Origin of the sequence: Bradyrhizobium sp. CCBAU 45394, from assembly GCF_028128655.1 — a bacterium.
Classification (GTDB): Bacteria; Pseudomonadota; Alphaproteobacteria; order Rhizobiales; family Xanthobacteraceae; genus Bradyrhizobium; species Bradyrhizobium diazoefficiens.
The window spans coordinates 397,868-420,205 of record NZ_LBIX01000012.1 but is presented as its reverse complement, the minus strand read 5'-3'; the positions used below and the strand labels follow the sequence as shown (position 1 = coordinate 420,205).

Annotated in this window: 23 protein-coding genes and 1 pseudogene; 10 read left to right on the top strand and 14 right to left on the bottom strand. The window is 66.2% G+C overall.

Annotated elements, in window-relative coordinates; genetic code table 11:
• Positions 1-202 precede the first annotated feature (202 nt).
• From WN73_RS09165 to WN73_RS09140, 6 genes are all read right to left on the bottom strand, one after another.
• Positions 203-1,033, bottom strand: a complete 831-nt coding sequence (locus tag WN73_RS09165) for an energy transducer TonB (RefSeq protein WP_271552448.1) — start codon at positions 1,031-1,033, stop codon at positions 203-205.
• Positions 1,033-1,479, bottom strand: a complete 447-nt coding sequence (gene exbD, locus WN73_RS09160; RefSeq protein WP_011089809.1) for a TonB system transport protein ExbD — start codon at positions 1,477-1,479, stop codon at positions 1,033-1,035. Before exbD ends, WN73_RS09165 begins: the two co-directional genes overlap by 1 nt.
• 3 nt (positions 1,480-1,482) lie before the next feature.
• Positions 1,483-2,259 carry a tonB-system energizer ExbB gene (gene exbB / locus WN73_RS09155; protein WP_271552446.1) on the bottom strand — a complete coding sequence of 259 codons (777 nt, stop codon included), beginning with the start codon at positions 2,257-2,259 and terminating at the stop codon, positions 1,483-1,485.
• Between the two features lie 27 nt (positions 2,260-2,286).
• A complete protein-coding gene (hutX, locus tag WN73_RS09150; RefSeq protein WP_271552445.1) occupies positions 2,287-2,790 on the bottom strand; it encodes a heme utilization cystosolic carrier protein HutX in 504 nt (167 codons plus the stop codon).
• 27 nt (positions 2,791-2,817) lie between these two features.
• Complete coding sequence (locus tag WN73_RS09145) at positions 2,818-3,150, bottom strand: antibiotic biosynthesis monooxygenase family protein (RefSeq protein WP_271552443.1); 333 nt, start codon at positions 3,148-3,150, stop codon at positions 2,818-2,820.
• A 99-nt stretch (positions 3,151-3,249) separates the two neighbouring features.
• Positions 3,250-5,598: a TonB-dependent hemoglobin/transferrin/lactoferrin family receptor gene (locus WN73_RS09140; protein ID WP_271552442.1), complete on the bottom strand. Its 2,349-nt coding sequence runs from the start codon at positions 5,596-5,598 to the stop codon at positions 3,250-3,252.
• 262 nt (positions 5,599-5,860) lie between these two features.
• Between WN73_RS09140 and WN73_RS09135 the strand changes: the two genes are divergently transcribed.
• The 4 genes from WN73_RS09135 to WN73_RS09120 are packed head-to-tail and all read left to right on the top strand — an operon-like array spanning position 5,861 to position 8,915.
• Positions 5,861-6,058 carry a hemin uptake protein HemP gene (locus WN73_RS09135; protein WP_271552441.1) on the top strand — a complete coding sequence of 66 codons (198 nt, stop codon included), beginning with the start codon at positions 5,861-5,863 and terminating at the stop codon, positions 6,056-6,058.
• A gap of 6 nt (positions 6,059-6,064) precedes the next feature.
• The gene (locus tag WN73_RS09130; RefSeq protein ID WP_271552439.1) at positions 6,065-7,018 is read left to right on the top strand and encodes a heme/hemin ABC transporter substrate-binding protein; all 954 of its coding nucleotides are present in this window, start codon (positions 6,065-6,067) and stop codon (positions 7,016-7,018) included.
• Positions 7,015-8,112, top strand: a complete 1,098-nt coding sequence (locus WN73_RS09125; RefSeq protein ID WP_271552438.1) for a FecCD family ABC transporter permease — start codon at positions 7,015-7,017, stop codon at positions 8,110-8,112. The genes WN73_RS09130 and WN73_RS09125 overlap by 4 nt, the downstream gene beginning before the upstream one ends.
• Positions 8,109-8,915, top strand: coding sequence for a heme ABC transporter ATP-binding protein (locus tag WN73_RS09120; protein WP_271552437.1), 807 nt, complete (start codon positions 8,109-8,111; stop codon positions 8,913-8,915). The genes WN73_RS09125 and WN73_RS09120 overlap by 4 nt, the downstream gene beginning before the upstream one ends.
• Here the strand turns inward: WN73_RS09120 and WN73_RS09115 are convergent.
• Positions 8,912-10,594: a mucoidy inhibitor MuiA family protein gene (locus WN73_RS09115; protein WP_161536525.1), complete on the bottom strand. Its 1,683-nt coding sequence runs from the start codon at positions 10,592-10,594 to the stop codon at positions 8,912-8,914. The genes WN73_RS09120 and WN73_RS09115 overlap by 4 nt on opposite strands.
• A 162-nt stretch (positions 10,595-10,756) precedes the next feature.
• On the bottom strand, positions 10,757-11,377 hold the full coding sequence (locus tag WN73_RS09110) for a response regulator transcription factor (RefSeq protein ID WP_011089818.1): 621 nt from the start codon (positions 11,375-11,377) through the stop codon (positions 10,757-10,759).
• Between the two features lie 199 nt (positions 11,378-11,576).
• Here WN73_RS09110 and WN73_RS09105 point away from each other — a divergent pair, with 199 nt between their 5' ends.
• The gene (locus WN73_RS09105; RefSeq protein WP_271613117.1) at positions 11,577-12,614 is read left to right on the top strand and encodes an AraC family transcriptional regulator; all 1,038 of its coding nucleotides are present in this window, start codon (positions 11,577-11,579) and stop codon (positions 12,612-12,614) included.
• Positions 12,615-12,616: 2 nt separating this feature from the next.
• Here WN73_RS09105 and WN73_RS09100 read toward each other — a convergent pair whose 3' ends face one another.
• Complete coding sequence (locus WN73_RS09100) at positions 12,617-13,828, bottom strand: NnrS family protein (RefSeq protein ID WP_011089820.1); 1,212 nt, start codon at positions 13,826-13,828, stop codon at positions 12,617-12,619.
• 130 nt (positions 13,829-13,958) lie between these two features.
• Here WN73_RS09100 and WN73_RS09095 point away from each other — a divergent pair, with 130 nt between their 5' ends.
• Positions 13,959-14,669, top strand: a complete 711-nt coding sequence (locus WN73_RS09095; protein ID WP_011089821.1) for a Crp/Fnr family transcriptional regulator — start codon at positions 13,959-13,961, stop codon at positions 14,667-14,669.
• A gap of 120 nt (positions 14,670-14,789) precedes the next feature.
• Here WN73_RS09095 and WN73_RS09090 read toward each other — a convergent pair whose 3' ends face one another.
• Together WN73_RS09090 and hemN are read right to left on the bottom strand one after the other, a co-directional pair.
• Positions 14,790-14,987 (bottom strand): DUF1858 domain-containing protein, encoded by a 198-nt coding sequence (locus WN73_RS09090; protein WP_011089822.1) that lies wholly within the window; start codon positions 14,985-14,987, stop codon positions 14,790-14,792.
• Positions 14,988-15,244: 257 nt separating this feature from the next.
• Positions 15,245-16,597: an oxygen-independent coproporphyrinogen III oxidase gene (hemN, locus tag WN73_RS09085; protein ID WP_271552433.1), complete on the bottom strand. Its 1,353-nt coding sequence runs from the start codon at positions 16,595-16,597 to the stop codon at positions 15,245-15,247.
• Between the two features lie 203 nt (positions 16,598-16,800).
• Here hemN and WN73_RS09080 point away from each other — a divergent pair, with 203 nt between their 5' ends.
• The 4 genes and pseudogenes from WN73_RS09080 to WN73_RS09065 all read left to right on the top strand — a co-directional run bounded on the left by WN73_RS09080 (position 16,801) and on the right by WN73_RS09065 (position 20,052).
• Positions 16,801-17,001, top strand: a complete 201-nt coding sequence (locus tag WN73_RS09080) for a hypothetical protein (protein WP_028173043.1) — start codon at positions 16,801-16,803, stop codon at positions 16,999-17,001.
• Between the two features lie 25 nt (positions 17,002-17,026).
• Positions 17,027-17,491 (top strand): annotated as a pseudogene (locus tag WN73_RS09075) (copper chaperone PCu(A)C); the annotation flags it as partial.
• Between the two features lie 534 nt (positions 17,492-18,025).
• Complete coding sequence (gene nirK / locus WN73_RS09070) at positions 18,026-19,120, top strand: copper-containing nitrite reductase (RefSeq protein ID WP_028173042.1); 1,095 nt, start codon at positions 18,026-18,028, stop codon at positions 19,118-19,120.
• Between the two features lie 53 nt (positions 19,121-19,173).
• Positions 19,174-20,052, top strand: coding sequence for an SUMF1/EgtB/PvdO family nonheme iron enzyme (locus WN73_RS09065; RefSeq protein WP_271552429.1), 879 nt, complete (start codon positions 19,174-19,176; stop codon positions 20,050-20,052).
• 74 nt (positions 20,053-20,126) lie between these two features.
• On the opposite strand, the gene WN73_RS09060 is transcribed toward WN73_RS09065, so the two are convergent.
• Genes WN73_RS09060 through WN73_RS09050 form a run of 3 tightly spaced genes read right to left on the bottom strand, consistent with a single transcriptional unit; the run spans position 20,127 to position 22,120 of the window.
• Positions 20,127-20,723, bottom strand: coding sequence for a GNAT family N-acetyltransferase (locus WN73_RS09060; protein ID WP_271552428.1), 597 nt, complete (start codon positions 20,721-20,723; stop codon positions 20,127-20,129).
• 22 nt (positions 20,724-20,745) lie between these two features.
• On the bottom strand, positions 20,746-21,396 hold the full coding sequence (locus WN73_RS09055) for a 3-oxoacid CoA-transferase subunit B (RefSeq protein ID WP_011089829.1): 651 nt from the start codon (positions 21,394-21,396) through the stop codon (positions 20,746-20,748).
• Positions 21,397-21,412: 16 nt separating this feature from the next.
• A complete protein-coding gene (locus tag WN73_RS09050) occupies positions 21,413-22,120 on the bottom strand; it encodes a CoA transferase subunit A (RefSeq protein WP_011089830.1) in 708 nt (235 codons plus the stop codon).
• Positions 22,121-22,338 lie beyond the last annotated feature (218 nt).

The window sequence follows — 22,338 nt, the reverse complement described above, 5'->3', positions numbered from 1 at the left end:
TCTTCAGCCGCCACAAACTCCGCCGTCGTCCCGGACAAGCGCAAGCGCAGATCCGGGACCCATAACCCCAGGCCGGAGTTGTGGCACGAGATGGTGGTGACGAATCTTCGCCAAACGCGACCCTGTGGTTATGGGTCCCGGATCTGCGCGCGCTTAGGGCTCGCTTGTCCGGGACGACGGCGGAGTTTGTGGAGACCGCGCCCTACCTCACCGTAAACTCCACCGGGATCGAAAAGCTCATCGCGCCGTTCTTGATCTCGTCGGGAAACGGAGGGAACGGTGAGGCCTGGCGGATCATCGACATGGCCTGGGCGTCGAAGGCGGCAACGCCGGAGGAGCCGCCGAGACGGCTCGACGTGACCTGCCCGCTGCGGCTGAGGGTGAAGCTCAGCCTGGCCACGCCGCGCTGACCGCCGCCACCGGACGGATATTGGTGGAAACGCATCAGATGCGCGCGGACGCGTTGATTGTAGGACGCGATCGCCGAGGCCACCGCGCCCGCGCTCATCGCGGACGCCATGGGCGCCTCGCGCTCGGCGCGCGGCGGCGCGCTGGTGCGCGGCACGGGCATCGCCTCCGAGGGCTTTTTTGCCTCGCGGCGAACGATCTTCGGCTTCTCCGGCACAGGCTTTTCAACCGGCACGATCTTCGCGGGTTCGGGCCTGGCCGGTGTCGGCTCCAGCTTCTGCTCAGGCGGTGCCACCACGTCAGGCTTGTCCTGCGGCGGTGTCGGCGCGACGGTCTCCTCGACCGCCTGTCGCTGCGCGGGCTCCGGCGGCGAAGCGTCGGCCTCCTGCATCACGGGCCCGGGCGCGACGTCGTCCGGCATTGACTGCGGCGCCGAGGTCACCGGCGCCATGTCGACCATGATCGCCGGGAGGCTGACGCCATGCTCCGGTTGCGACTTCAGCCAGCTCATCGCAAGCAGCGCGGCAGCGACATGAAACGCCACGATCACCGCGGCGGAGACGCCCCAGCGGGCGCCCTCGCACTCGCCGAGCGGCTCGTGCAGGGCAAAGGCGCTCGCGGCCATCAGCCGCGTCCGTCGAGGCCGACCAGGGCGACCTTCAAGTAGCCGGCATTGCGCAAGCTGTTCATCACCTCCATCAGATCGCCATAAGAGACGGCCTTGTCGGCGCGGAGATAAATGCGCTCGTCCTTGCGGCCCCTGGTGGCGGCGTCGAGCGAGGAACTGAGCGCCTCGCGAGCCACGACGTCTTCGCCGACGGCAATCGAGAGGTCCGGCTTCACGGTGACGAACACCGGCTTGTCCGGCCGCGGCGCCGGCTCGGCGGCGGTTGCCGGCAACTCGACGCCGATGTCGACGGTGGCGAGCGGTGCGGCCACCATGAAGATGATCAGCAGCACCAGCATCACGTCGATGAACGGCGTGACGTTGATCTCATGGGTGACGTCGAGATCACCGGGGTCGCCGCGCTTGAGCGGCGATCCCGGACCTGCGCCGAGCTTTGCCGCCATGGCCTACTCCGCCGCCCGCGCCAGGCGGAAATCACGGTGGTCGCGCTGGCGGCTCACCCGCAGCATCAGCTGCGCCGAGGCATCGCCAAGCAGCGCGCGGTAGTTGGCGATGCCGCGGACGAGATGATTGTAGATCACGACCGCCGGGATCGCGGCCACGAGGCCGAGCGCGGTGGCAAGCAGCGCCTCCGCGATGCCGGGCGCGACCACCGCAAGGCTCGTGGTGTGGCTCTCGGAGATGCCGATGAAGGCGTTCATGATGCCCCACACCGTGCCGAACAGGCCGACAAACGGCGCGGTGGCGCCGATGGTCGCGAGCACGCCGGTGCCGCGCGCGATCTGCCTGGACATCGCCGCCTCGACCCGCTCCAGCCGCAGCGCCACGCGCTCCTGAAGACCGTCGTCGACGATGCCGCCGGAGAGCTCGGCCTCCTTCGCGCAGGACTGGATGAGCTGGGCGACCGCATCGTGGGCGTCCCCGGTCCGCTCCGCCGCCTCCGCCAGCTTCATCCGGCCCTCGAGCGCGCGCGTCCGCTGCACGGCGAGCGCACTCTTGCGGCGCAGCTCGACGGTCTTGGCGAGCCACACCGTCCACGTCACCACCGAGGCGACGGCCAGCCCGATCATCACCGTCTTCACGATGATGTCGGCGCCGAGGAACATGCCCCACGGCGACAGATTGCGCGGCAACAGCGCCTCGTCGATCGCGAAGGCCGGCGCCGGCGCGAGCGCCAGCGCGATGGTTAGGATCACGTGCCGAAGCCTGGACCTGCCTTGCATCCTGATCTCCCGACCGACAGAAGGAAGCTATGCCGCGATCCGATCCGCGAGCTGGCGAAACCGCGCGAGCTGGTCCGCACGCAGCGCCCGGGTCTCGTCGCGGCCGACGAAGACCTTGAACATGATGCCACCGTCGGCATTGACGAAGGCGACGAAGGCCGAATTCTTGCCCATGAAGGGGCGCTCGACGAAGGCGATGCCTGCGCAACGCTCATGGCGCAGATGGCCATGCAGGCCCTTCGGCTGCATCAGGTTGAAATAGCCGCGGCCGATCTCGCCCGCGGGAATTGATCCGGTGAATTCGAAGATCGCGTCATCCGTGTGCACGATCAGCGTGACCTCGCCCCATTGTGCGATGTCCTGCATGGCGGCGGCAAAATGCTCGCCGCCTCCCATGCGCACCATCGACGAGGGCAGCGCCTCGATCACCGCACGCGAGGTGACCTTGCGATCGCGCGCGACGTCCTCGATCACCGCGCCGGGATTGTCGGCCATGTACGCCTTGAGATCGGCGAGATCGGTGCTCAGCATGTCCAGTTCCTCTCCTGCGTCGCGGCCTCAAGCGGCCGCGGCCTTGCCTTCGCTCTGGATCACCTCGAAGCCCTCGAACTTGGGATGGCCAAGATAGAGGCTCTCGCCGGTCCGGTTGTCGGCGCGGGCATGGGCGCGGCGGAATTCCTCGGAGCGCGTCCAGGCCTCGAACGCCGCCTTGTCGACCCAGGTGGTGTGCGACGAGTAGAGCGTGTGATCCTCGGCCTCGGGGCCCTTCAGGAGATGAAACTCGACGAAGCCCGGCATGCCGCCGAGATAGGATTCGCGCGTGGCCCAGACCGTTTCGAACGCGGTCTCCGCACCCTTCTTCACCTGGAAACGATTCATGGCGATGAACATAAAAGTCTCTCCTTCTGATCAAGATGAAAACGCGCCGAAACCGCGCTGGAGCATCAGCGCGGCCCGGCGGAGATGGCTGGTGTTGCGACGCCTGTCGGCTCACGCACCTCCAAAGTGGATCTTCATGCCGGCCTTGTAGACCCTGCCCGGTCCCGGGCTCGACCACAGCACGTCGTTCTGCGTGGTGCCGTCGGTCGAGCTGCCGGGAATGGCGTAAGGCCGGTAGTACTGGTTCAAGAGGTTGTCGATCGAGGCCGACAACACGATGTCCCTGGTCGCGTTGTAGGTCAGGTACAGGTTGACCAGCTCGTAGCCGGTCGCAGGCAGATAGCCGGCGGGCACATCGTTGTTGGGACCGTACGAGGCCCACTGCGCCGTCAGGATCAGCGTACGATCGAGCAGGCGGACGCCGCCGGTCGTGACGACCTTGCGCGGGGTGATGGTCGCAAGCCCGATATTGGTCGCGACGTTCTTGCCCTGGATGTAGTGACCGGCAACACCGATGAACCAGTCGCCGGCATCGTACATCGTCTCCGCCTCGAAGCCCTGGATGCGAGCATTGGCGATGTTCTGGTACTGATAGAACTGGCTGAACGAGCCGAATGGCGGCACCGCGACCGGCGCCGAAGCAACGAGGTCGATGTAATCGCCGACATCGTTGCGGAACAGATTGATCTTGCCGCGGAACGAATCGTTGGCACTGAAGATGTTGTCGTATTTCAGGTTGATGCCGACTTCCTTGTTCTTGCCGACCTCGGGACGAAGGTTCGGGTTGGGCAGGAAGCAGAACAGGCCGGCCGTGCCGTCCGGACAGACGAAGAAGGCCGGTCCGCCACCGGTCGCATGCGCGCCCGAGATCACGGTCTCGGTGATCGATGGGGCGCGATAGCCTTCGGCATAGCTAACATAAGGCTGGAAGCCCGGAACCGGCGTCACACCCAGGGTGATCTTCGGCGAGAAGCGGTCGCCACCGGTGCTGGTCTTGCCGGAATCCAGGTCATAGCGATCGTAGCGGATCGCGCTCACCGCCTCGAACCAGGTGCTGTAGTTCTGCTTCAACTGGAGGAAGCCACCCGACACTGTGCGGATACCGCTTGGCGTGGTGATGTTGGAATTGCCGCGGCTGTCGGTCGTGATCACGTCATCCTGGAACGCGTCGACGCCCCAGGTGAGCGCATTGCGCCAGTCGCCGACGTTGAAGCGTGTGGTGTTGTTGGCGTCGATGCCATACGTATTGAGGACGTAGCCGCGCTTGTCGCCGACGCAGCCCGAGACGTTGTTGCCGAAGCCGCCGTTGCAATAGGCCGATGGTGTCGTGCCGTAGTGATAAGTCTTGGTCTGGTCGTTGTCGGTGCGATTGCCGTAGACCGACATGTGCCAGTCGAACAGATTGTCGCTCGGAAGCGAGTAGTTCCAGGTGACGGTTCCGGAGTAGTTCTTGGCATCGGACGCGTAGACCGACGACCCGCGATTCAACGCAATCAGCGCCTGGGTGGTCGTCGGACCGCGATTGAACTGCCCGATGTCGTATTGATAGTCCTGGAAGGTGGCGCCGAACTTGACCTCGTGACCGAGGGCCGGCCGCACCGTGAGCTTCATCAGCCCGCTCTCGACCTGGTTGCCAGTGTTGCCGATCTCGGTGCCGTTGCCGTCCTTGTAATTGCCCTGCGTGCGGTAGACCGCGCCGCCGAAGATATCGACATCGGGCGTGGCGCGCACGCCGCCGAACACCGAGCCGAGGCCGCGATTGTTGTTGGAGCCGTAGGATCCCGAGAGATCGACACCCCAGCGCTCGCCGGGACGCAGCACGTCGGCGATGTCCTTGGTGCGGAACGAGACCAGGCCGCCGATCGCGCCGGAGCCGTAGATGTTGGCGGTCGGTCCGCGCACGACGTCGACGCCGCCGATCAATTCAGGATCGAGGAAGAAGGAGCCGTTGGCGTTGTGGCCGGTGCGTTGATAGTTCTGCCGCGCGCCGTCGACCACGACCGCGACGCGGCCGAAATCCTGCAAGCCGCGAATGTTGATGACGGTCGCGGGATCGTCGCCGCGTTCCTGGAACGAAACACCGGGAACCGAATAGAAGACGTCCGACAGCCGGTTCGGCTGAAGCCCCTGGATCTGGTCGAGCGAGATCGAGCTGACGGGCGCGAGCGCGTCGATCGCGCGCTCCCTGGTCTTGGTTGCGGCGACCGTGATGGTGTCGAGCGTCTGCACCGGCGCGGCGCTGCCCGCCTGCGCTCGGGCGTTCAAGGCGTCAGGCGTTGCCTGCTGTGCAGCCAGCGGCTTGGCCGGCTTGCGCTTGGCCTGCTTCGGCCGTTCCGGCGACCCATGTTCGGCCTGCGGCGATGCGGTCTGCGCGAGACCGCTCTCCGTCGCCAATGCCGCGATTGAAACCACCGACGCACCCAAAATCAAGGCGCGCGAATACTTAGCCCCGTCAGCCATATCAGCCCCAGCCTGCACTTCACTTTAGTTTTTGGAGTCGTTTGGCTGGCGTGCGTTCGCAAGGCGAACGACTGGCTGGCTGATCTTCTTAAGACGCGGGCATGTTGCCCGCTGTCATGATTGGTAACGTGGCAACACTCTGACGGTCAATGACGTCTGGTTGCAGTTTATATCGATTGTAAATTTCCGCCGTTGGAATGCGCCAGATGCCGCCTATACAAACAGGCGGCATCTGAAATTTCGAAGGCGCATCACACGGGCAATGTCAGCAACATCAGGAGACAGCGGCAGCGGGCCGGCGGAAAGTCCTTCCGCGACAACGAGAACCCTCACCGTGCGCGGGAGCCGGATCGACAGCCGCGAGCTCTTTGCGCACGAGCGCGAGATCATCATCGCGCATGGCGAGGACGCCTATCGCCTGCGTTTGACCTCGCAGAACAAGCTGATCCTGACGAAGTAACCTGCAATGACATTTTGCCGCACCCTCACACAGATCCTGCTGACCGGTACGATCGCATTCGCTTCCGCCGCGCACGCAGCTGGCATCACCGTGCATGACGCGCGCAATCGCGACGTCACTGTTGCCGACGTCGCACGCACGGTCTCGATCGGCGGCGCCATCACCGAGATCCTCTATGCGCTCGGGCTCGAGAGCCGGCTGGTCGGCGTGGACACCACGAGCCTTTATCCGGCGGCGGCGCTGCACGACAAACCCAACGTCGGCTACATGCGCCAGATCTCGGCCGAGGGCGTGCTCGGCCTCAATCCCACGCTGATCCTGGCGATCCAGGGGTCGGGCCCGCGCGAGACCATGGACATCCTGGAGACGGCGAAGGTGCCGCTGGTGCTGGTGCCCGAAACCTTCTCCGAGGACGGCCTGATCGAGAAGATCAGGCTGGTCGGCCACGCCATGGGCGTGGACGCACGCGCCGAATGCCTCAGCGCCGCAGTCGGCGCCGATCTTGCCCAGCTCCGCGCGCTGCGCGCCAAGGTGAAAAAGCCGGTGCGCGTGATGTTCGTGATGTCGCTGCAGAACGGGCGTGCCATGGTCGCCGGCCACAAGACCGCAGCCGACGAGATCATCCAGCTCGCCGGCGCGGCGAACGCCGTCGACGATTACGACGGCTACAAGATCATCGGCGACGAGGCGATCGTGGCGGCCAGGCCCGAATTCGTGCTGTCGATCGAGCGCGGCAAGGAGTCGCTCCAGGCCGACGCGGTCTATGCCCATCCCGGCTTCGCGCTGACGCCGGTCGCGGCCAACAGGAGCTTCATCACCATGGACGGGCTTTATCTGCTCGGCTTCGGGCCGCGCACGGCGGCGGCGGCGCGCGATCTCTCCGTCAAGCTCTATCCGGCATTGGCGGACCAGGGCGGCGCGTTCACGTCGGCTCTGTCGGCGGCGAACTGCCGGCAATGAGCGTGGCGGTCGGGACCGAGACACGGAGCCTGCAGCGACACGCCGGCGCGAGACGGCGATCCGCATCGTTCGCGATTCCTCTTCTGCTCGCGGTGCTCGCGGCCACCGCGGTCGTCGCACTGACCGTGGGCGCGGCCGGCATTCCCCTTTCCCGGCTGCCTGCTGCGCTCGGCGTCATGAGCAGCACGACCGCCGATGCCATGACGGCACGCGACCAGCTCGTGCTGTGGTCGATCCGCATCCCCCGGATTGTGGCGACCGCGATGGTCGGCGGACTTCTCGCCGCGGCCGGTGCGATCATGCAGGGCCTCTTCCGCAATCCTCTCGCCGATCCGGCCCTGGTCGGCGTCTCCAGCGGCGGCGCGCTGGCCGCTGCAAGCGCGATCGTCTTCACGGACTCGCGTTTCGGCGAGACGTTGCGCGTCCTCCAGACGGAGCTATTGCCGCTCGCCGCCTTCGCAGGCTCGCTGGCAACGACCGCGATCCTCTACGGGATCAGCAGCCGCGCGGGGCGGACCTCGATCGCGATCTTCCTGCTCGCCGGCGTCGCCATCACCGCCATCACCAATGCCGGTATTGGCTTGCTGGTGTTCATCGCCGACGACCGCCAGCTTCGCGACATTACATTTTGGCTGCTCGGCTCGATGAGCGGCGCGACCTGGACCAAGGTCGCGGTGCTCGCGCCGATCCTCGCCATGGGGCTTGCCGCCTGCGCCTTCATCGGACGCGGCCTCGATCTGCTGGTGCTTGGCGAGGCTGACGCCTTTCACGGCGGCGTCGACGTCGAGCGCCTCAAGCGGATCTCGATCGTCATGGTTTCGGCCATGACCGGGGTCGCGGTGTCGATCAGCGGCGTCATCGGCTTCGTCGGCATCGTCGTGCCGCATCTCCTTCGCCTCGTCATTGGACCGGCGCATCGCCTGTTGCTGCCGGCTTCGGTGCTGCTCGGCGCCATCCTGATGGTCGGCGCCGACACGCTGGCGCGCACCATCGTGGCGCCGGCGGAGATGCCGATCGGCATTCTGACCGCGGCGGTCGGCGCCCCGGTCTTCTTGGGGATCCTGCTGCGGCAACGCGGGCTCGCCTCGCTATGAGCGCGGTGATCGAGGCGCGACACTTAAGCAAGCGCGCCGGCCGCGCGAAGCTGCTGGATGGCGTCGGCCTCACGGTTGCGGCCGGCGAGATGGTCGCCATCATCGGCCCGAACGGCGCCGGCAAGTCGACCCTGCTGCGGCTGCTCTCCGGCGACCTCCGTCCGAGCCAGGGCGAGGTATGGCTGAAGCAGCGCGACATCGGCAGCTACACGCCGCGCGAGCTTGCCGCGCGACGCGCGATGCTGTCCCAGCACATCAACGTCACCTTCCCCTTCACCGTCGAGGAGATCGTGCTGATGGGCGCAGGCGACCGCAGCGCGCGCGAGGCAGGCCGGCTCGTCGATGCCGCGCTAGACGAGGTGGGCCTAGCGCATTTCCGCGAACGGCAATTGCCGACGCTGTCGGGCGGCGAGCAGCAGCGCACCCATTTCGCCCGCGTGCTGGTGCAGCTCGCCTGCGGCGAGGCCGAGCATGGACCGGGGCTTCTGCTGCTGGACGAGCCAACCTCGAGCCTGGATCTGCGCCACCAGATCGACCTCGTCGAGGCCGCGCGCCGCCGCGCTGGCACCGGCACCGCCGTGATCGCGATCCTGCACGATCTCAACCTGGCGATCCGCTTCGCCGACCGGCTGGTCGTGCTGAGCGGCGGCAAGCTCGCCGCCGACGGCCCGCGCACCGAGGTCGTCACGCGCGAGACCATCCGCGACATCTTCGAGATCGACGCCGTCGTCCACCAGGCCGACGGCGTTCCTTACGTGCTGCCGCAATCGATGCGGGCGGCTGCGTCTGCGGCGAGGATTTAACCCGCCGGCACGATCACCATGCCCTTGTCCTTCGGCCAGCGGATGCGCCAGGCGAAGTTGACGTCCCTGACCTCGCCGGGCTTGGCGTCGAACGACCATTCCAGCACGCCGCGCTTGTCGCGAATGTTGCTCGCGGTCGGCGGCGTGGTCGAGGGCAGCATCTCGACGACGATGTCCTCGTTCTCGCTGACCGGCAGCTGATCCTCGATCGCGACACGAATCGGGAAGTCGTGACCGTTGCGAACGGTGGTCTTGAACGAACGCTCGTCGGTCTTCGACGTCGTGACGAGCAAGCCGGCCGAGCCTTCGTTGCGCTTCAGCACGGCGCGCTCGATCTTGACCTTGTCGTCGGCGCCGAAGCCCAGCCGCACGATGTCGTCCTTGGCCGAGGCCGAGATCTTGCCGCGGCCGACGAAGACGCCGTCGCGATAGATCGCAACCTTGCCCGGCAGCAATGTCGCCTCATCGGTCTGCTTGAAGCTGGCTTCGAGGAACGCGGTCGGGTCCATCACAGGTGCCGCGCGCACGGCGAGGTCGGCCGGCACACTCATGGACGCGATACGCAGGCTCTTCGCGCCCTCGGCAGCGCCGAGGCTGACGCGGCCGGGAATCCTGAACGTGGCCTGGAAGTCGCCGATCTCGGCGACCGCCTGCTGCTCGTCGGCACGCTCACGCGGTTCAGGCGCTTCGGCGAGCTTGGACATGGGCTCGAACTGCGCCGAGCGCTGGCGGACAGTTGGCGCGGGCCGCGCCAGATCGGAGGCCGCACCGAGCGCCATTGGTTTCGGCGGTTGCGGATATTGCGCGACCAGCGAGCCCAGCTCCGGCGCACTGCCGCCGCGGCTGACGCGGACCGTGGAGACGCCAAGCGTGACGTTCGACCAGTCCTCGCCGGTCGACTGCGTGATTTCGGCACGGCGGACCAGCTCCAGCTGCGGCTTGCGGTCCTTGGCGCCGGTGTCAAGCCGGGCGTCGTAAAGCGGCAGCCAGCGCGCGTTACGCACATTGTAAGTGACCCGCAACGTCGCCTTGGCCGCGGCCGGCGCGGCGATGTCCATACGGACTTCGAGCTTGCTCGGCGGTTTGGCCTTGCGCTCGACTTCGAGCTGGGCGATCTGCCGATCGATCTCGCGCATCTTGCGCGTGGTGTCGCGAACGGCGGTATCGGCGCTCGCAATTTCCTCGCCGACCGCGGCGAAGGCCGTGCGCCATTCGGCGATCGGCCGCGCCTCGCCCTTGTCGCCGATGCCCGCGGGGGACGCTTCCGCAAAGTGCTCCGCAAATTTGCGCCGGGCATTGGCTGAGTCGATCGCGCCTTGCAGGTCGGCGCGCTGGTCGTTCAGGGCCTCGATGCGCTTGTCCAGCTCGGGCAGGTTGACCGGCGCCGCACGCGGCGTTCGCGCATCGATCGTGCCGATGGTGAGCTTTGCACCACCCTCACCCTCCACCCGGATGGAGGAGGTATCGAGACCAAGCGGGAAGTCCTTGGCAACGAGCGTCGAGTCACCGGACGGCAGGTCGACCGTGATGATGCGAGTGACGGTGGCACCATCCGGGTAAACCGTGACGGTATCGATGGCCGATGTGGCGTCCACATCGGCGGCCCACGACGGCAACGCGAATGCCGTGGTCACCAGAACCAGGCTCGTCGTTGCCAGACATTTTGCGGTGATGCGCATGAAGTCCCTCCTGCCGGGATCGCTGCGCCGCCAGCCGGACGCGCGATCAAATGCCTCGCCATCGTGGTGAGACGCGGCAGGGAAGGAACTGGTTCGATTGGGGTTTCCGTGGGGCGCCGCTGCGGCGGCACCATGGCCGCGGAACGCGTCGCGCGCCGAGCTTTACATTTGGGTCGGCGAACCCTGGCCGAAGATGCGGCGGAGCAGATCGGTCACGTTGCGGGCGCCGGCCTTCTTCAGAATGCTGGCACGGTAGCCCTCCACCGTCCGGGCGCTCAGATGCATGCGCCGGGCGATCTCCTTGTTGGTGAGGCCGACCGCAAGGTGCTCGAGCACGTCGCCTTCGCGCGCCGTCAGGGGCTCGCAGCCGGGCAACCAGCGCTGGCGGTTTGAGTTGGGCTGCCCGAACTCGTCGATGGCGGCATCGATCCGGTTGACGACGTCGCGGGTGCGGAACGGCTTTTCGATGAAGTCGGCCGCGCCGCTCTTGATCGCGTCGACCGCCATGGCGATGCTGCCGTTCGCCGAAGTCACCAGAACCGGCGCCATGCAATTCTCCTCGCGCAGCCGCCTGAGCACGTCGAGGGCGGAGCGATCCGGCGGCATCTCGAGCAGCACGCAGGCCGGCATCCGCGCCCTCGCTTCCGAGAGCAGGGACGCGCCGTCGGCGAAGCAGATCACGTCATAGGCGCTCTGTTGGAGCGCGGCGGAAAGTTGTTCGCGGGAGGCGGCGTCGGTGTCGATGACGAATACCTCGCCCTTGGAAAGCATGTTCCCCGGCATAATCCCGATCCAGCAATGTCTTGGTCAAATGATCCGAGACGGCCGGGGCCTCATCGCGCCCGGCGTCATGAGCACGGCATTCACGCCCGTGCTTCGGTTTCCCTTATGTATGTTCCGTCATGTTCCTGGATTTGACGGAACGGGACAGAAACTTTACATTTCGGGACATCTGCGGGAATGGCTGGCAGGAACGGTTTGCATGACCGACCTCATTCGCAGCGCAGGCTTGAGCTATTACCCGGAGGTCGCCCGGTCGGTCGGGCTCGACCCCAAACAGATGATGCGCAAGGTCAGGCTGCCGCTGACCTGCCTCGACAAGCCGGATACCCCCATTGCCGTGACCGGCCTGCGCCGCCTGCTCGAACTATCGGCACAGATGTCCGGCGCCGAAGATTTCGGCTTGCGCCTCGCCGAACGCGGCGGCCTGACCAACTTCGGCGCGGTCGGCCTGATCGTGCGCGAACAGGCGACCGTCGGCGAAGCGATCGAGGCGTTTTCGCGTTTCATCCATATCCATCATGACGGCATGCGGCTTGACGTTGCACGCAACAAGCAGACCGTGACCGTCGCACTGCATCTGCGCGGACGGCAGCCGAGCGCGCCGCGCCAGTCGATCGACATGGCGCTCGGCAGCGTCCACCGCATCATCCAGTCGCTGTTCGGTCATGACTGGCGGCCGCAGGAGGTGCATCTGCATTATCCGCCGCCGCACGACCGCAAGCGCTACCGCGACTTCTTCGGCTGCCGCGTGACGTTCAACGCCGAGGACGACGCGATCCTGCTGTCGGTGCACGACATGGAGCGCCGGATCCCGAGCGCGCATCCGCTGATCGCGAGCTATCTACGCAAGCGGATCGAGGCGATCGAGACGCGTCCGGCAAGCTGGGAGGAGAAGGTCGACGAGGTCGTGCGCCTGCTGCTCGCCAGCGGCGACTGCACGGTCGAGCGCGTGGCCGAGCATCTCGCCTGCACCCGCCGCACTATCCACCGCCACCTCGCCGCGTCAGGCACCAGCTTCTCGGCCATCCTCGACACGCAGCGCGCCGATCTCGTCGTCAAATTGATCGACGACCCCGGCCGGCCGCTGGCCGATATCGCCGCGCAGCTCGGCTTCTCCGCGCAAAGCGCGATGGCCCGCTGGTTCCGCGGCCGCTTCGGCTGCACCATCACCGCATGGCGCAAGGGCGTGCGCCCGTTGGCCAAGCCGGCCGACGTGCCTTCGGCATCCGCGGCTTAGCTCTATCGTGCCGGAGCGGGCAGGCCCATGATGGCCAGTGCGCGCCGGCTGCTGCCGGCGAGCAGCGGGCCGAACGCAATCGCAAAGCCGAGGAAGGCGACGACCCAGCCGCAGGCGGCAATGTGCAGCAGTGCATCGGCATGCGCAGGCCACACCACGGCAGCAACCCGCGCCAGCGCCGCGGCGATGATCGCGACGTAGATACCTTGCGTCGCCGGCGAGGCCGTCAGGGTCTGTCCGGTGTGGCCGAGGCTCGCACGCGTCATCACCGCGAGCGTCATCGTTCCGGCGGCGCCCGCCATCCAGGCGTGAATCCCCGCGCTCGGCGGCAACGCACCGAACACGGCCAACGCATGCAGGAGGAAACCGAGCGGCACGAAGACATAGCCGACATGCAGGATCAGGAGCAGCCGCTCGCGCGAGGTGCGGTCGCCAGCCCAGCGCGCAAGCCGCACCAGATGCAGCACGCCGACGAGCGCCATCGCGGCACCGGTCACCACATTCAACGGCGCCACGATCCACGAGATCAGCGCCAACGCGCTCAATGCGATCACCGCGCCATCGAAGCGGCCGAACGGGACCGGCAGGCGGCCGGGATTGAACTTGACCAGCCAGTTGCGGGTGAAGCTTGGAATGATGCGGCCTCCGATCAGCGCGATCAGCAGCACGACCACGCCGATGCCGACGCGGATGCTGACATCGGCCGCGCCCGCGTAGTGCGCTTCGAGATGAAAGCCGACATTGCCGGTGAGCAGCACGAGCACCAGGATCACCACGGGAAGGTTGCGCCAATTGCCGCCCGCGATGATCTCGCGCGTCGCGGCGGCGACGACCAGCGCCAGGAACGCGGCATCGACGACAAGCGCGAACGCCCAGCCGACCTCGGCGGACAGCGTCACCGCGAGGCGGCCGGCCAGCCACACCGCCAGCAACGCGCCCAGCGACGTGCCCTGGATCGGCAGCCGCCCGGTCCAGTTCGGGATCGCCGTAAACAGGAACCCGGTGATGACCGCCGGCAGGAAGCCATAGAGCATCTCGTGGACGTGCCAGTCGCGCGGCGCGAAGGCCGACGTCACCGACAATTCGCCGTAGAACATCGGCAGCCAGGCCAGGATCGAGAGCCCTGCCTGGATGGCGGCGAGCAGGAAAAAGGGCCGAAAGCTGTTCGCGAACAGCGGCCAGCCCGCAAAGTTGCGGGATCGGGCGCCAGCCATGGGGGCAACTCCTGTAAATTCAGACCGTTGCTTGGAAAAATACTGCCGCCCCGGCCGGCGGGTTTTGCGCTATCGCAAACTACCGGACGATTGCGGGTGCCATCACACTCCAGAGCGCCAAGGAGGCAGAATGGCCAAGGTCGACACATCGCTGGTTGCGCATTTGCCGCTGTTTGCCGGGGTCACGCCGGAAGCCCTGGACGAGATCCTGCGCGAGGCCCGCTCGGCGCGCTATCCCAAGAACAGCGCCATCTTCGAGCAGGGCGCAGACGCGCAGTCCTTCTTCCTGCTGCTGCACGGCCATGTCCGCGCGGCCAAGACCACGCCGACCGGCGAGCAGATCGTGGTGCGCTACGTCGCGCCCGGCGAGACTTTCGGGCTCGCGATGGCGATCGGAGCCGGGCGCTACCCCGCGACTGCGATGGCTGTCGACGACAGCGTGGTGCTGATCTGGCCGACCTCGGCCTGGCCGCGGCTGGTCGAGCGGTTTCCGGCGCTCGCCGCCAACACGCTCCAGACCGTCGGCACGCGGCTCCAGGAGAGCCACACCCGCATCCTGGAAATGTCGACCCAGCAAGTCGAACAACGCATCGCGCATGCGCTGCTGCGCCTCGCCAAGCAATCCGGCAAGAAGCTCGACCACGGCATCGAGATCGACTTCCCGATCAGCCGCCAGGACATCGCGCAGATGACCGGCACCACGCTGCACACCGTGAGCCGCATCCTGAGCGGCTGGGAACAGCAGGGCCTCGTCGAGAGCGGCCGCCAGCGCATCATCCTGCGCGAACCGCACAGGATCGTCGTGCTGGCGGAGCGGAGTCCCGACAGCGGCGCGCCATGAGGGCTGCGCCGGCAGGTTCACCCTGCTCCCGAAGATTGGGGTGAGAGCCGCTTTCGCTTACGGCGAAAGCGCTCCCTCACCCGGGAATCCGCACGCGGCCCGCGCGAATTCCAGACCGTCTCACGCCGGCACGCAGTCGCAGAGCGCGGCGAGGAATTTGTCGCGGTCGATGCCGTGCTCGCGGCAGGCGTCTTCCACCGTGTGGAAGGTTGCGATCGGGCAGCCGACGCAGGCCAGCCTGAAAGCAAGAAACACGCGGATCGTGTGCGGCGCCGTGCGCATGATGTCATCGACCAGATCGTCGGATCCAAAAGGCATGGACAACTCCGTTCCGAAACGACGATAGCGGAGCGGGCTGTGGTTTCTTTGTTGGAGCGCAAGCTGTTGCCAGTTCCTCGGCTCGTCATTCCGGGGCGCGCCATCGAACCCGGGTTTACCCGAGTTCGGAAGACTCTAAGATCCAAGTCGGCAACAGCCGACTTGGATGGCGCGAACCCGGAATCCATCGGGCAGCAAGCTGTGCGGTGAAATGGATTCCGGGTTCGCGCCAAGCGGCGCGCCCCGGAATGACGCAGCTACACCGCCCGGCTGTGCAGCTGCTTGCCGGGATCCAGATGCGCGTCGAACGCAGCGGCGACGCTGCGGACCAGGAAGCGCGAGTCGTTCGCGACCGCGAGCCGGTCGCCGTCCAGCCTCACGACGCCGTCAGAAATCAGCGGTTTCAGACGCGACGCCGATTTGAGCATCGCCTCGGGCTCTGCGCCGTGGCGCGCGCAGATATCACCGAGATCGGCGCTGAACTCGCACATGATGCGCTCGATGATGTCGGCGCGCAGCCGGTCGTCGTCGGTGAGCCCATAGCCCTTCGCGGTGGCGAGGCGGCCGGCGCCGATGCTCTGCGCATAGGCGCCGATCTGCACCTCGTTCTGGACGTAACCCTGCGGCAGATGTCCGATGGCGCTCGCGCCGAAGCCGAGCAGGACCTCGCCTTGGTCGGTGGTATAGCCCTGGAAATTCCGCCGCAGCGTCCGCTCCTCGAAGGCCACGGCCATGGAATCGTCGGGTCGCGCGAAATGATCGAGCCCGATCTGCACGTAACCGGCCTCCTTCAGGGCATTCGCGATCGCACAGGCCTGGTCGTGACGCGCCGGGCCGTCGGGCAGCGCGCCCTGGTTGATCATGCGCTGGTGCTTCTTGAAATCGGGCACGTGAGCGTAGCCGAACACCGAGAAGCGATCGGGCGCGAGCAAGAGGCTGCGCCGCACCGTGTCCAGGCACGAGGCGACGGTCTGATGCGGCAGCCCGTAGATCAGGTCGAAATTGATTCCCGCGATGCCGGCATGCCGGAGCATGTCGACGACGGCAGCCGTCTGCTCGAAGCTCTGGATGCGGTTGATCGCACGCTGCACGATGGGGTCGAAACTCTGCACCCCCAGGCTGGCGCGATTGACGCCGGACAGCCGCATGGCCTCGACCATGTCGGCGGTCAGCGTGCGGGGATCGATCTCGACGGCAATCTCGGCCGATGGCAGTACGAAGAACGCCTGGCGCATCGCCGCCATCAACTCGGCAAAAGCCTCGGGCGCCATGATCGTCGGCGTGCCGCCGCCGAAATGGATATGCTCGACCTTGATGCGGCGGCCGATGGTCTCGGCGACCAGCGCGATCTCACTGCACAGCGTCCGCTGGTAGGCCGCAATCAGATCGTCGCGCCGGACGATCTGGGTATGGCAGCCGCAATACCAGCACATCTCGCGGCAGAACGGCACGTGCAGATAGAGTGACGCGCTGGCACCGGCCGGGAGCTCGGACAGCCAGCGGGCGTAGGTACCGGCGTCGATGACCGGCGAGAAGTGCGGCGCGGTCGGATAGCTCGTGTAGCGAGGCAGTCTTTCTTCGCCGTAGCTCACTGCGAGATCAGCTCTCATATCTTACCCATTCGTAAATTTCGGCCGCTTGCGGAGCCGCGGCAAATCACGGAATGCATTCAGCTAACCCGGATTTGCGGAAGCGACCTTGCGCTCGCGCAAAGTCGGACCGGGGCACCGCAAACATTGCGCTCGCGCAAAGCGCAGCGGACGGTTCCGCGCAATGATCACCGGCAATTCGCACGGCATCCGGAGCGTTTGCCATGAGGCTTCTCGCACTCGAACTGATTTTCTCCCTGCTCGACGTCCGCGGCCATATCCCGCGTTTCGACGACTTCCGGCCGGTTCCGGCCTCGCCGGCCCCGGCCGGTATCGTGCACACTCTGGCCGCCGTAATCGCCGTCCTCGCCGTCCTGTCGCTGGCGATCTGGGCCGCGGTCTGGGTTGCCATTCATTTGCTTTAGCCGCGTCTTCGCGAAGGCCTCGATCATGATCTCATCCAAGCGCGCATTTGCCGGCGCGGTCGCCCTGACATGCCTTGTCTGGCCGCCCGCCTTCGCCGCCGACACGACCAGCGGCGATCTCGTCATCACCAGGGCCTGGAGCCGGGCGACGCCCGGGGGAGCCAAGGTCGCCGGCGGCTATCTGACGATCGAGAACAGGGGCCACGCGCCGGAGCGGTTGCAGACCGCATCGGCCGCCCATGCGCTTCGAACCGAAATCCACGAAATGGCCGTCAACAACGGCGTCATGACCATGCGCCCCCTCATCGACGGCCTCGTCATCGCCCCCGGACAAATCGTTGAACTTGCCCCCGGCGGCGGACACCTGATGTTCGTCGGCCTCGATGCTCCACTTCGTGTCGGCGACCAGGTACCGGTGACGCTGTCGTTCGAGCATGCCGGCGAAGTGAAAGTGACGCTCGACGTACAGGCTATCGGCGCGCAGGCGCCGGAGAAAACAGAGCGCACGGAGATCGCGCAGCCCGCGCACCACCCGGAGCCGGCGGCGGCCGCTCCGCCCGCGATGGTTTCCGAAGCCGACGAAAGTTTCTTCACCCATCTTCATGCCGAGAAGGCCATGGCGAACGTCACGGTCTCGCCCGGTCGTGCCGGTCCGGTCGAGATCGCAATCCAGCTCGAAGATGCGAACGAGTTGCCGCTGAGCGCCGACGCCGTTGCGGTCACGCTCGGCAACCCCGAGCACGGCGTGGCGCCGATGACCGCAAACGCCGAACGCGTCGGCAGCGATCAGTGGCGAGTCAGGATGTCGGCGCCGCTGTCTGGCCGCTGGTCGCTGGGCCTCGACATCCGCATCACGCCGTCGGACGCGGTCAACGTGGTGTCGCCGATCCTGCTCCGTTGAAGGATCTAAGTACTGTTGCGGAGGCGAATCCGGCGAAAGCTTGTTGCAGCGCAAACACTCTTGCCGTAACAGGCGCACACTGCATCCCGTCATCAAAACCATTTCAGATGAAGGATGCTTCCGATGTTCACCCGCAGAGCCGCATTGATCAGCGCCGCCGCGACCGCCCTGATGCTGGCGACACCCGCCCTGGCCGCCGACGATCTCAAACTGCCGCGCCAGAAAGTGGAGCTGGTCGCCCCGCCGTTCGTGCATGCGCACGAGCAGGCGACCAAGCAGGGCCCCAAGATCGTGGAGTTCAAGCTCACGATCGAGGAGAAGAAGGTCGTCATCGACGAGAAGGGTACCACCTTCCAGGCGATGACCTTCAACGGCTCGATGCCGGGCCCGCTGATGGTGGTGCATGAAGGCGACTACGTCGAAACGACGCTGGTCAATCCCGCGACCAACACCATGCCGCACAACATCGACTTTCACTCCGCGACCGGCGCGCTCGGCGGCGGCGCGCTCACCCTGATCAATCCCGGCGAGCAGGTGGTGCTGCGCTGGAAGGCGACCAAGACCGGCGTGTTCGTCTATCACTGCGCGCCGGGCGGCCCGATGATCCCTTGGCACGTCGTCTCCGGCATGAACGGCGCCGTGATGGTGCTGCCGCGCGACGGACTGAACGACGGCAAGGGCCACGCGCTGAAATACGACAAGGTCTACTATGTCGGCGAGCAGGACATGTACGTGCCGCGCGACGAGAAGGGCAATTTCAAGTCCTATGACTCGCCGGGCGAAGCCTTCACCGACACCGAAGAGGTGATGAAGAAGCTGATCCCATCCCATGTCGTGTTCAACGGCAAGGTCGGTGCGCTTACCGGCAAGAATGCGCTCACCGCCAATGTCGGCGAGAACGTGCTCATCGTGCACTCGCAGGCCAATCGCGACAGCCGCCCGCATCTGATCGGCGGCCATGGCGACTATGTCTGGGAGACCGGCAAATTCGGCAATGCACCCGAGGTCGGGCTGGAGACCTGGTTCATCCGCGGCGGCTCGGCAGGGGCTGCGATGTACAAGTTCATGCAGCCCGGCATCTACGCCTATGTCACGCACAACCTGATCGAGGCCGCCGACCTCGGCGCCACCGCGCACTTCAAGGTCGAAGGCAAGTGGAACGACGATCTGATGACCCAGGTGAAGGCGCCTGCGGAAATCCCGGCCAACACCAACTAGACGCGACAAGGGGCCGGTGGATCACCGGCCCCTTCTTCCTTTCGGGGGACAACATGCTGATCGCATTCAAGCTGAAACTGGTCCTGGCTTGCGCGGCCGGACTCGCAGGACCGATCGCGGTGGCGCCGCTGGTCTCGGACATGGCGGTCCGCGGCACGGCGACGGAGCCCGCGATCGTCGAGATCGCGCCGGGCAATCTGTCCTATCGCGAGGCGGGCGATTTCACGCGGGGCGGGCAGCAGGCGGAAGCGCCGCTGCGCGCGATGCGGTTCACGAGGCCGCTGCACGTCATGCGGCATCAGGTCTCGTCGTCCGACTACCAGCTTTGCGTGCAGGACGGCGCTTGCCGCGCTCTCGATCGTGACGTGGCGATCGCCACCGATCGCCCCGCGGTGCAGGTGAGCTGGCACGACGCGCAGGCCTATGCGGGCTGGCTCTCGCACCGGACCGGCAAGACGTGGCGCCTGCCGAGCGATGCGGAATGGGCGTTTGCGGCGGGCTCGCGCTTCAAGGACGATGGCGCGCCGGTGGATGCGGACGATCCTTCGAAGCGCTGGATCAGCCGCTATGAGCGGGAATCCGAACGTGACCTCTCCGACACGACGGCTTATCCGTTCGGCAAGTTCGGCGTGAACGAGCACGGCATCGAAGATCTCGCCGGCAACGTCTGGGAGTGGACCTCGACCTGCTTCGTGCGCTCGCGGACCGACGCGGCCGGCAATGCCGGCCGGGCGACCGTGAATTGCGGCGTGCGCATCGCGGAAGGCGCCCACCGCGCCTATGTCACCGATTTCATCCGCGACGCCCGCGCCGGCGGCTGCGCGCAGGGCGTGCCGCCCGCCAATCTCGGCTTCCGCCTGGTGCGCGAGGAGCCGTCGTGGGTCGCGAGCGTGTCGGCGCGGTGGAGCAAGACATGGGCGGCGAGGTCGTAGCCGCGAAGGCGGGCAATTCGGTATTCCAAGCCTTCGCGGAGCATGACAGTGTCGAATGCGGAGACCAAGCGCGCTTAAATCGCGCGCGCAAACATGCGAAATCCCGGTGCGCCGATGATCGCCTCGAAAGCGGTATCACGCTTCTCCTCCGCAAGGACAAAGCCGGCCTTGGCGTAGGCGCGTTCAGCGGGCACGTTGCCGATCAGGAACGAGATCGTCGCCCGTCCAAACCCAGCCGCGCGCCCCTGATCCAGCGCATGCGCGATGAGTGCCTGCACGAGGCCGCTGCCGCCATATGCAGGATCGGTTGCGACATGCTCGATCATCCAATCGCCCTCGCCGCCTTGAACCCAGCAGCCGCGCGCATAGCCACCGCGCTGGCGGATCGCTTCCAGCTCCGACGCGGTGAGCCCGATTGCGGCTGCGACTTCCTCGATCGCGCGCCAGGCCGCAGGACCGGTGCCGGCCGCTGGCACGGCGCATAGCGCCGCGCCCGGCGCACCTTCAATCTCGGCAATCCAATACTGCGAGACATGCCACATCGATACCGCGCGCGTGGCCGCGACGCGCGCGACGTCGAACCAGCCGCGCGGCCGGTAGCCACGCATCGATCGCAGGATGGTTTGTGCGATGAAACCGGCGTCTTCGGGACGCGCAGACCGTATCGTCATGCGCGCCCTCTCTGCGACGACCTTATGTGTTCTTCAGCGCGACGCGGAATTCGGCCTCGGTCTTGGCCTTGACCTCGTCGAGCGAGACGCCGTCGGCGAGCTCGATCAGCGCCATGCCGCCGTCGCCGTGCTTGTCGATGGTGAAGACGGCGAGATCAGTGACGACCATGTCGACCACGCGCTCGCCGGTCAGCGGCAAATTGCACTTCTTCAGGAGCTTCGAGCCGTCCTTGGCGGAATGCTCCATCACAACGACGACGCGCTTGACGCCGGCGACGAGATCCATCGCGCCGCCCATGCCCTTGACCATCTTGCCGGGGATCATCCAGTTGGCGAGATCGCCGTTCTGGGCCACCTGCATGGCGCCGAGGATCGACAGATCCATGTGGCCGCCGCGGATCATGCCGAAGGAATCCGCGCTCGAGAAATACGAGGTCGAGGGCAGCTCGCTCACGGTCTGCTTGCCGGCATTGATGAGGTCGGCATCCACCTCGTCCTCATAGGGGAACGGGCCCATGCCGAGCATGCCGTTCTCGCTCTGGAGGCTGACGTCGACACCATCGGGGATGAAGTTCGAGACCAGCGTCGGGATGCCGATGCCGAGATTGACGTAGTAGCCGTCACGCAGTTCCTTGGCGGCGCGCGCAGCCATCTGTTCACGGGTCCAGGCCATGTGAGTCTCCTGACGCTTAAGCGGCGGTGCGCGGGCGGGTGTTGCGGAATTCGATGCGCTTCTTGGCCGTGCCGACCTCGACGATGCGCTTCACGAAAATGCCGGGCGTGTGGATGTGGTCGGGATTGAGTTCACCGGCCGGAACCAGATGCTCGACCTCGGCCACCGTGATCTTGGCGGCGGTCGCCATCATCGGGTTAAAGTTGCGCGCGGTCTTGCGGTAAATGAGGTTGCCGGCGGTATCGCCCTTCCAGGCGTGCACGATGGCGAGGTCGGCGAACAGGCCGCGCTCCATCAGGTACTTCTCGCCGTCGAACTCCTTCACTTCCTTGCCTTCGGCGATCAGCGTGCCGACGCCGGTCTTGGTGTAGAAGGCCGGGATTCCGGCGCCGCCGGCGCGGATGCGCTCGGCCAGCGTGCCCTGCGGGTTGAATTCGAGTTCCAGCTCGCCGGCCAGGAACTGCTGGGCGAACAGCTTGTTCTCGCCGACATAGGACGAGATCATCTTCTTGATCTGCCGGGTTTCCAGGAGGCGGCTGAGCCCGATGCCGTCGACGCCGGCATTGTTGGAGACGACCGTCAGCCCCTTGACGCCGGACTCCCGGATCGCGTCCGACAGCTCCTCGGCGATGCCGCAGAGGCCGAAGCCGCCCGACATGATCATCATGTTGTCTTTCAAAATGCCGTCGAGAGCCGACTTGGCGTCGGGATAGACCTTGTTCATGCAAAAACCTCGACTGAACCTTCGGCTTGCGGGCGTCGCGCCTTATTGGCGGCGATTATTAGGCGAAATCGTCCGAAGCCGTCAATGATACGGGGTTCTCCGCTCCGCGGGGCGGTGGTAGAAGCTGCCCACGCCGTGGGCAGGATCGCCCCCGGCCTTGAAAGCGACAAGAAAACCCATCAAGTTGCGGCACTTAACATAACAGGACTTGTGACGTA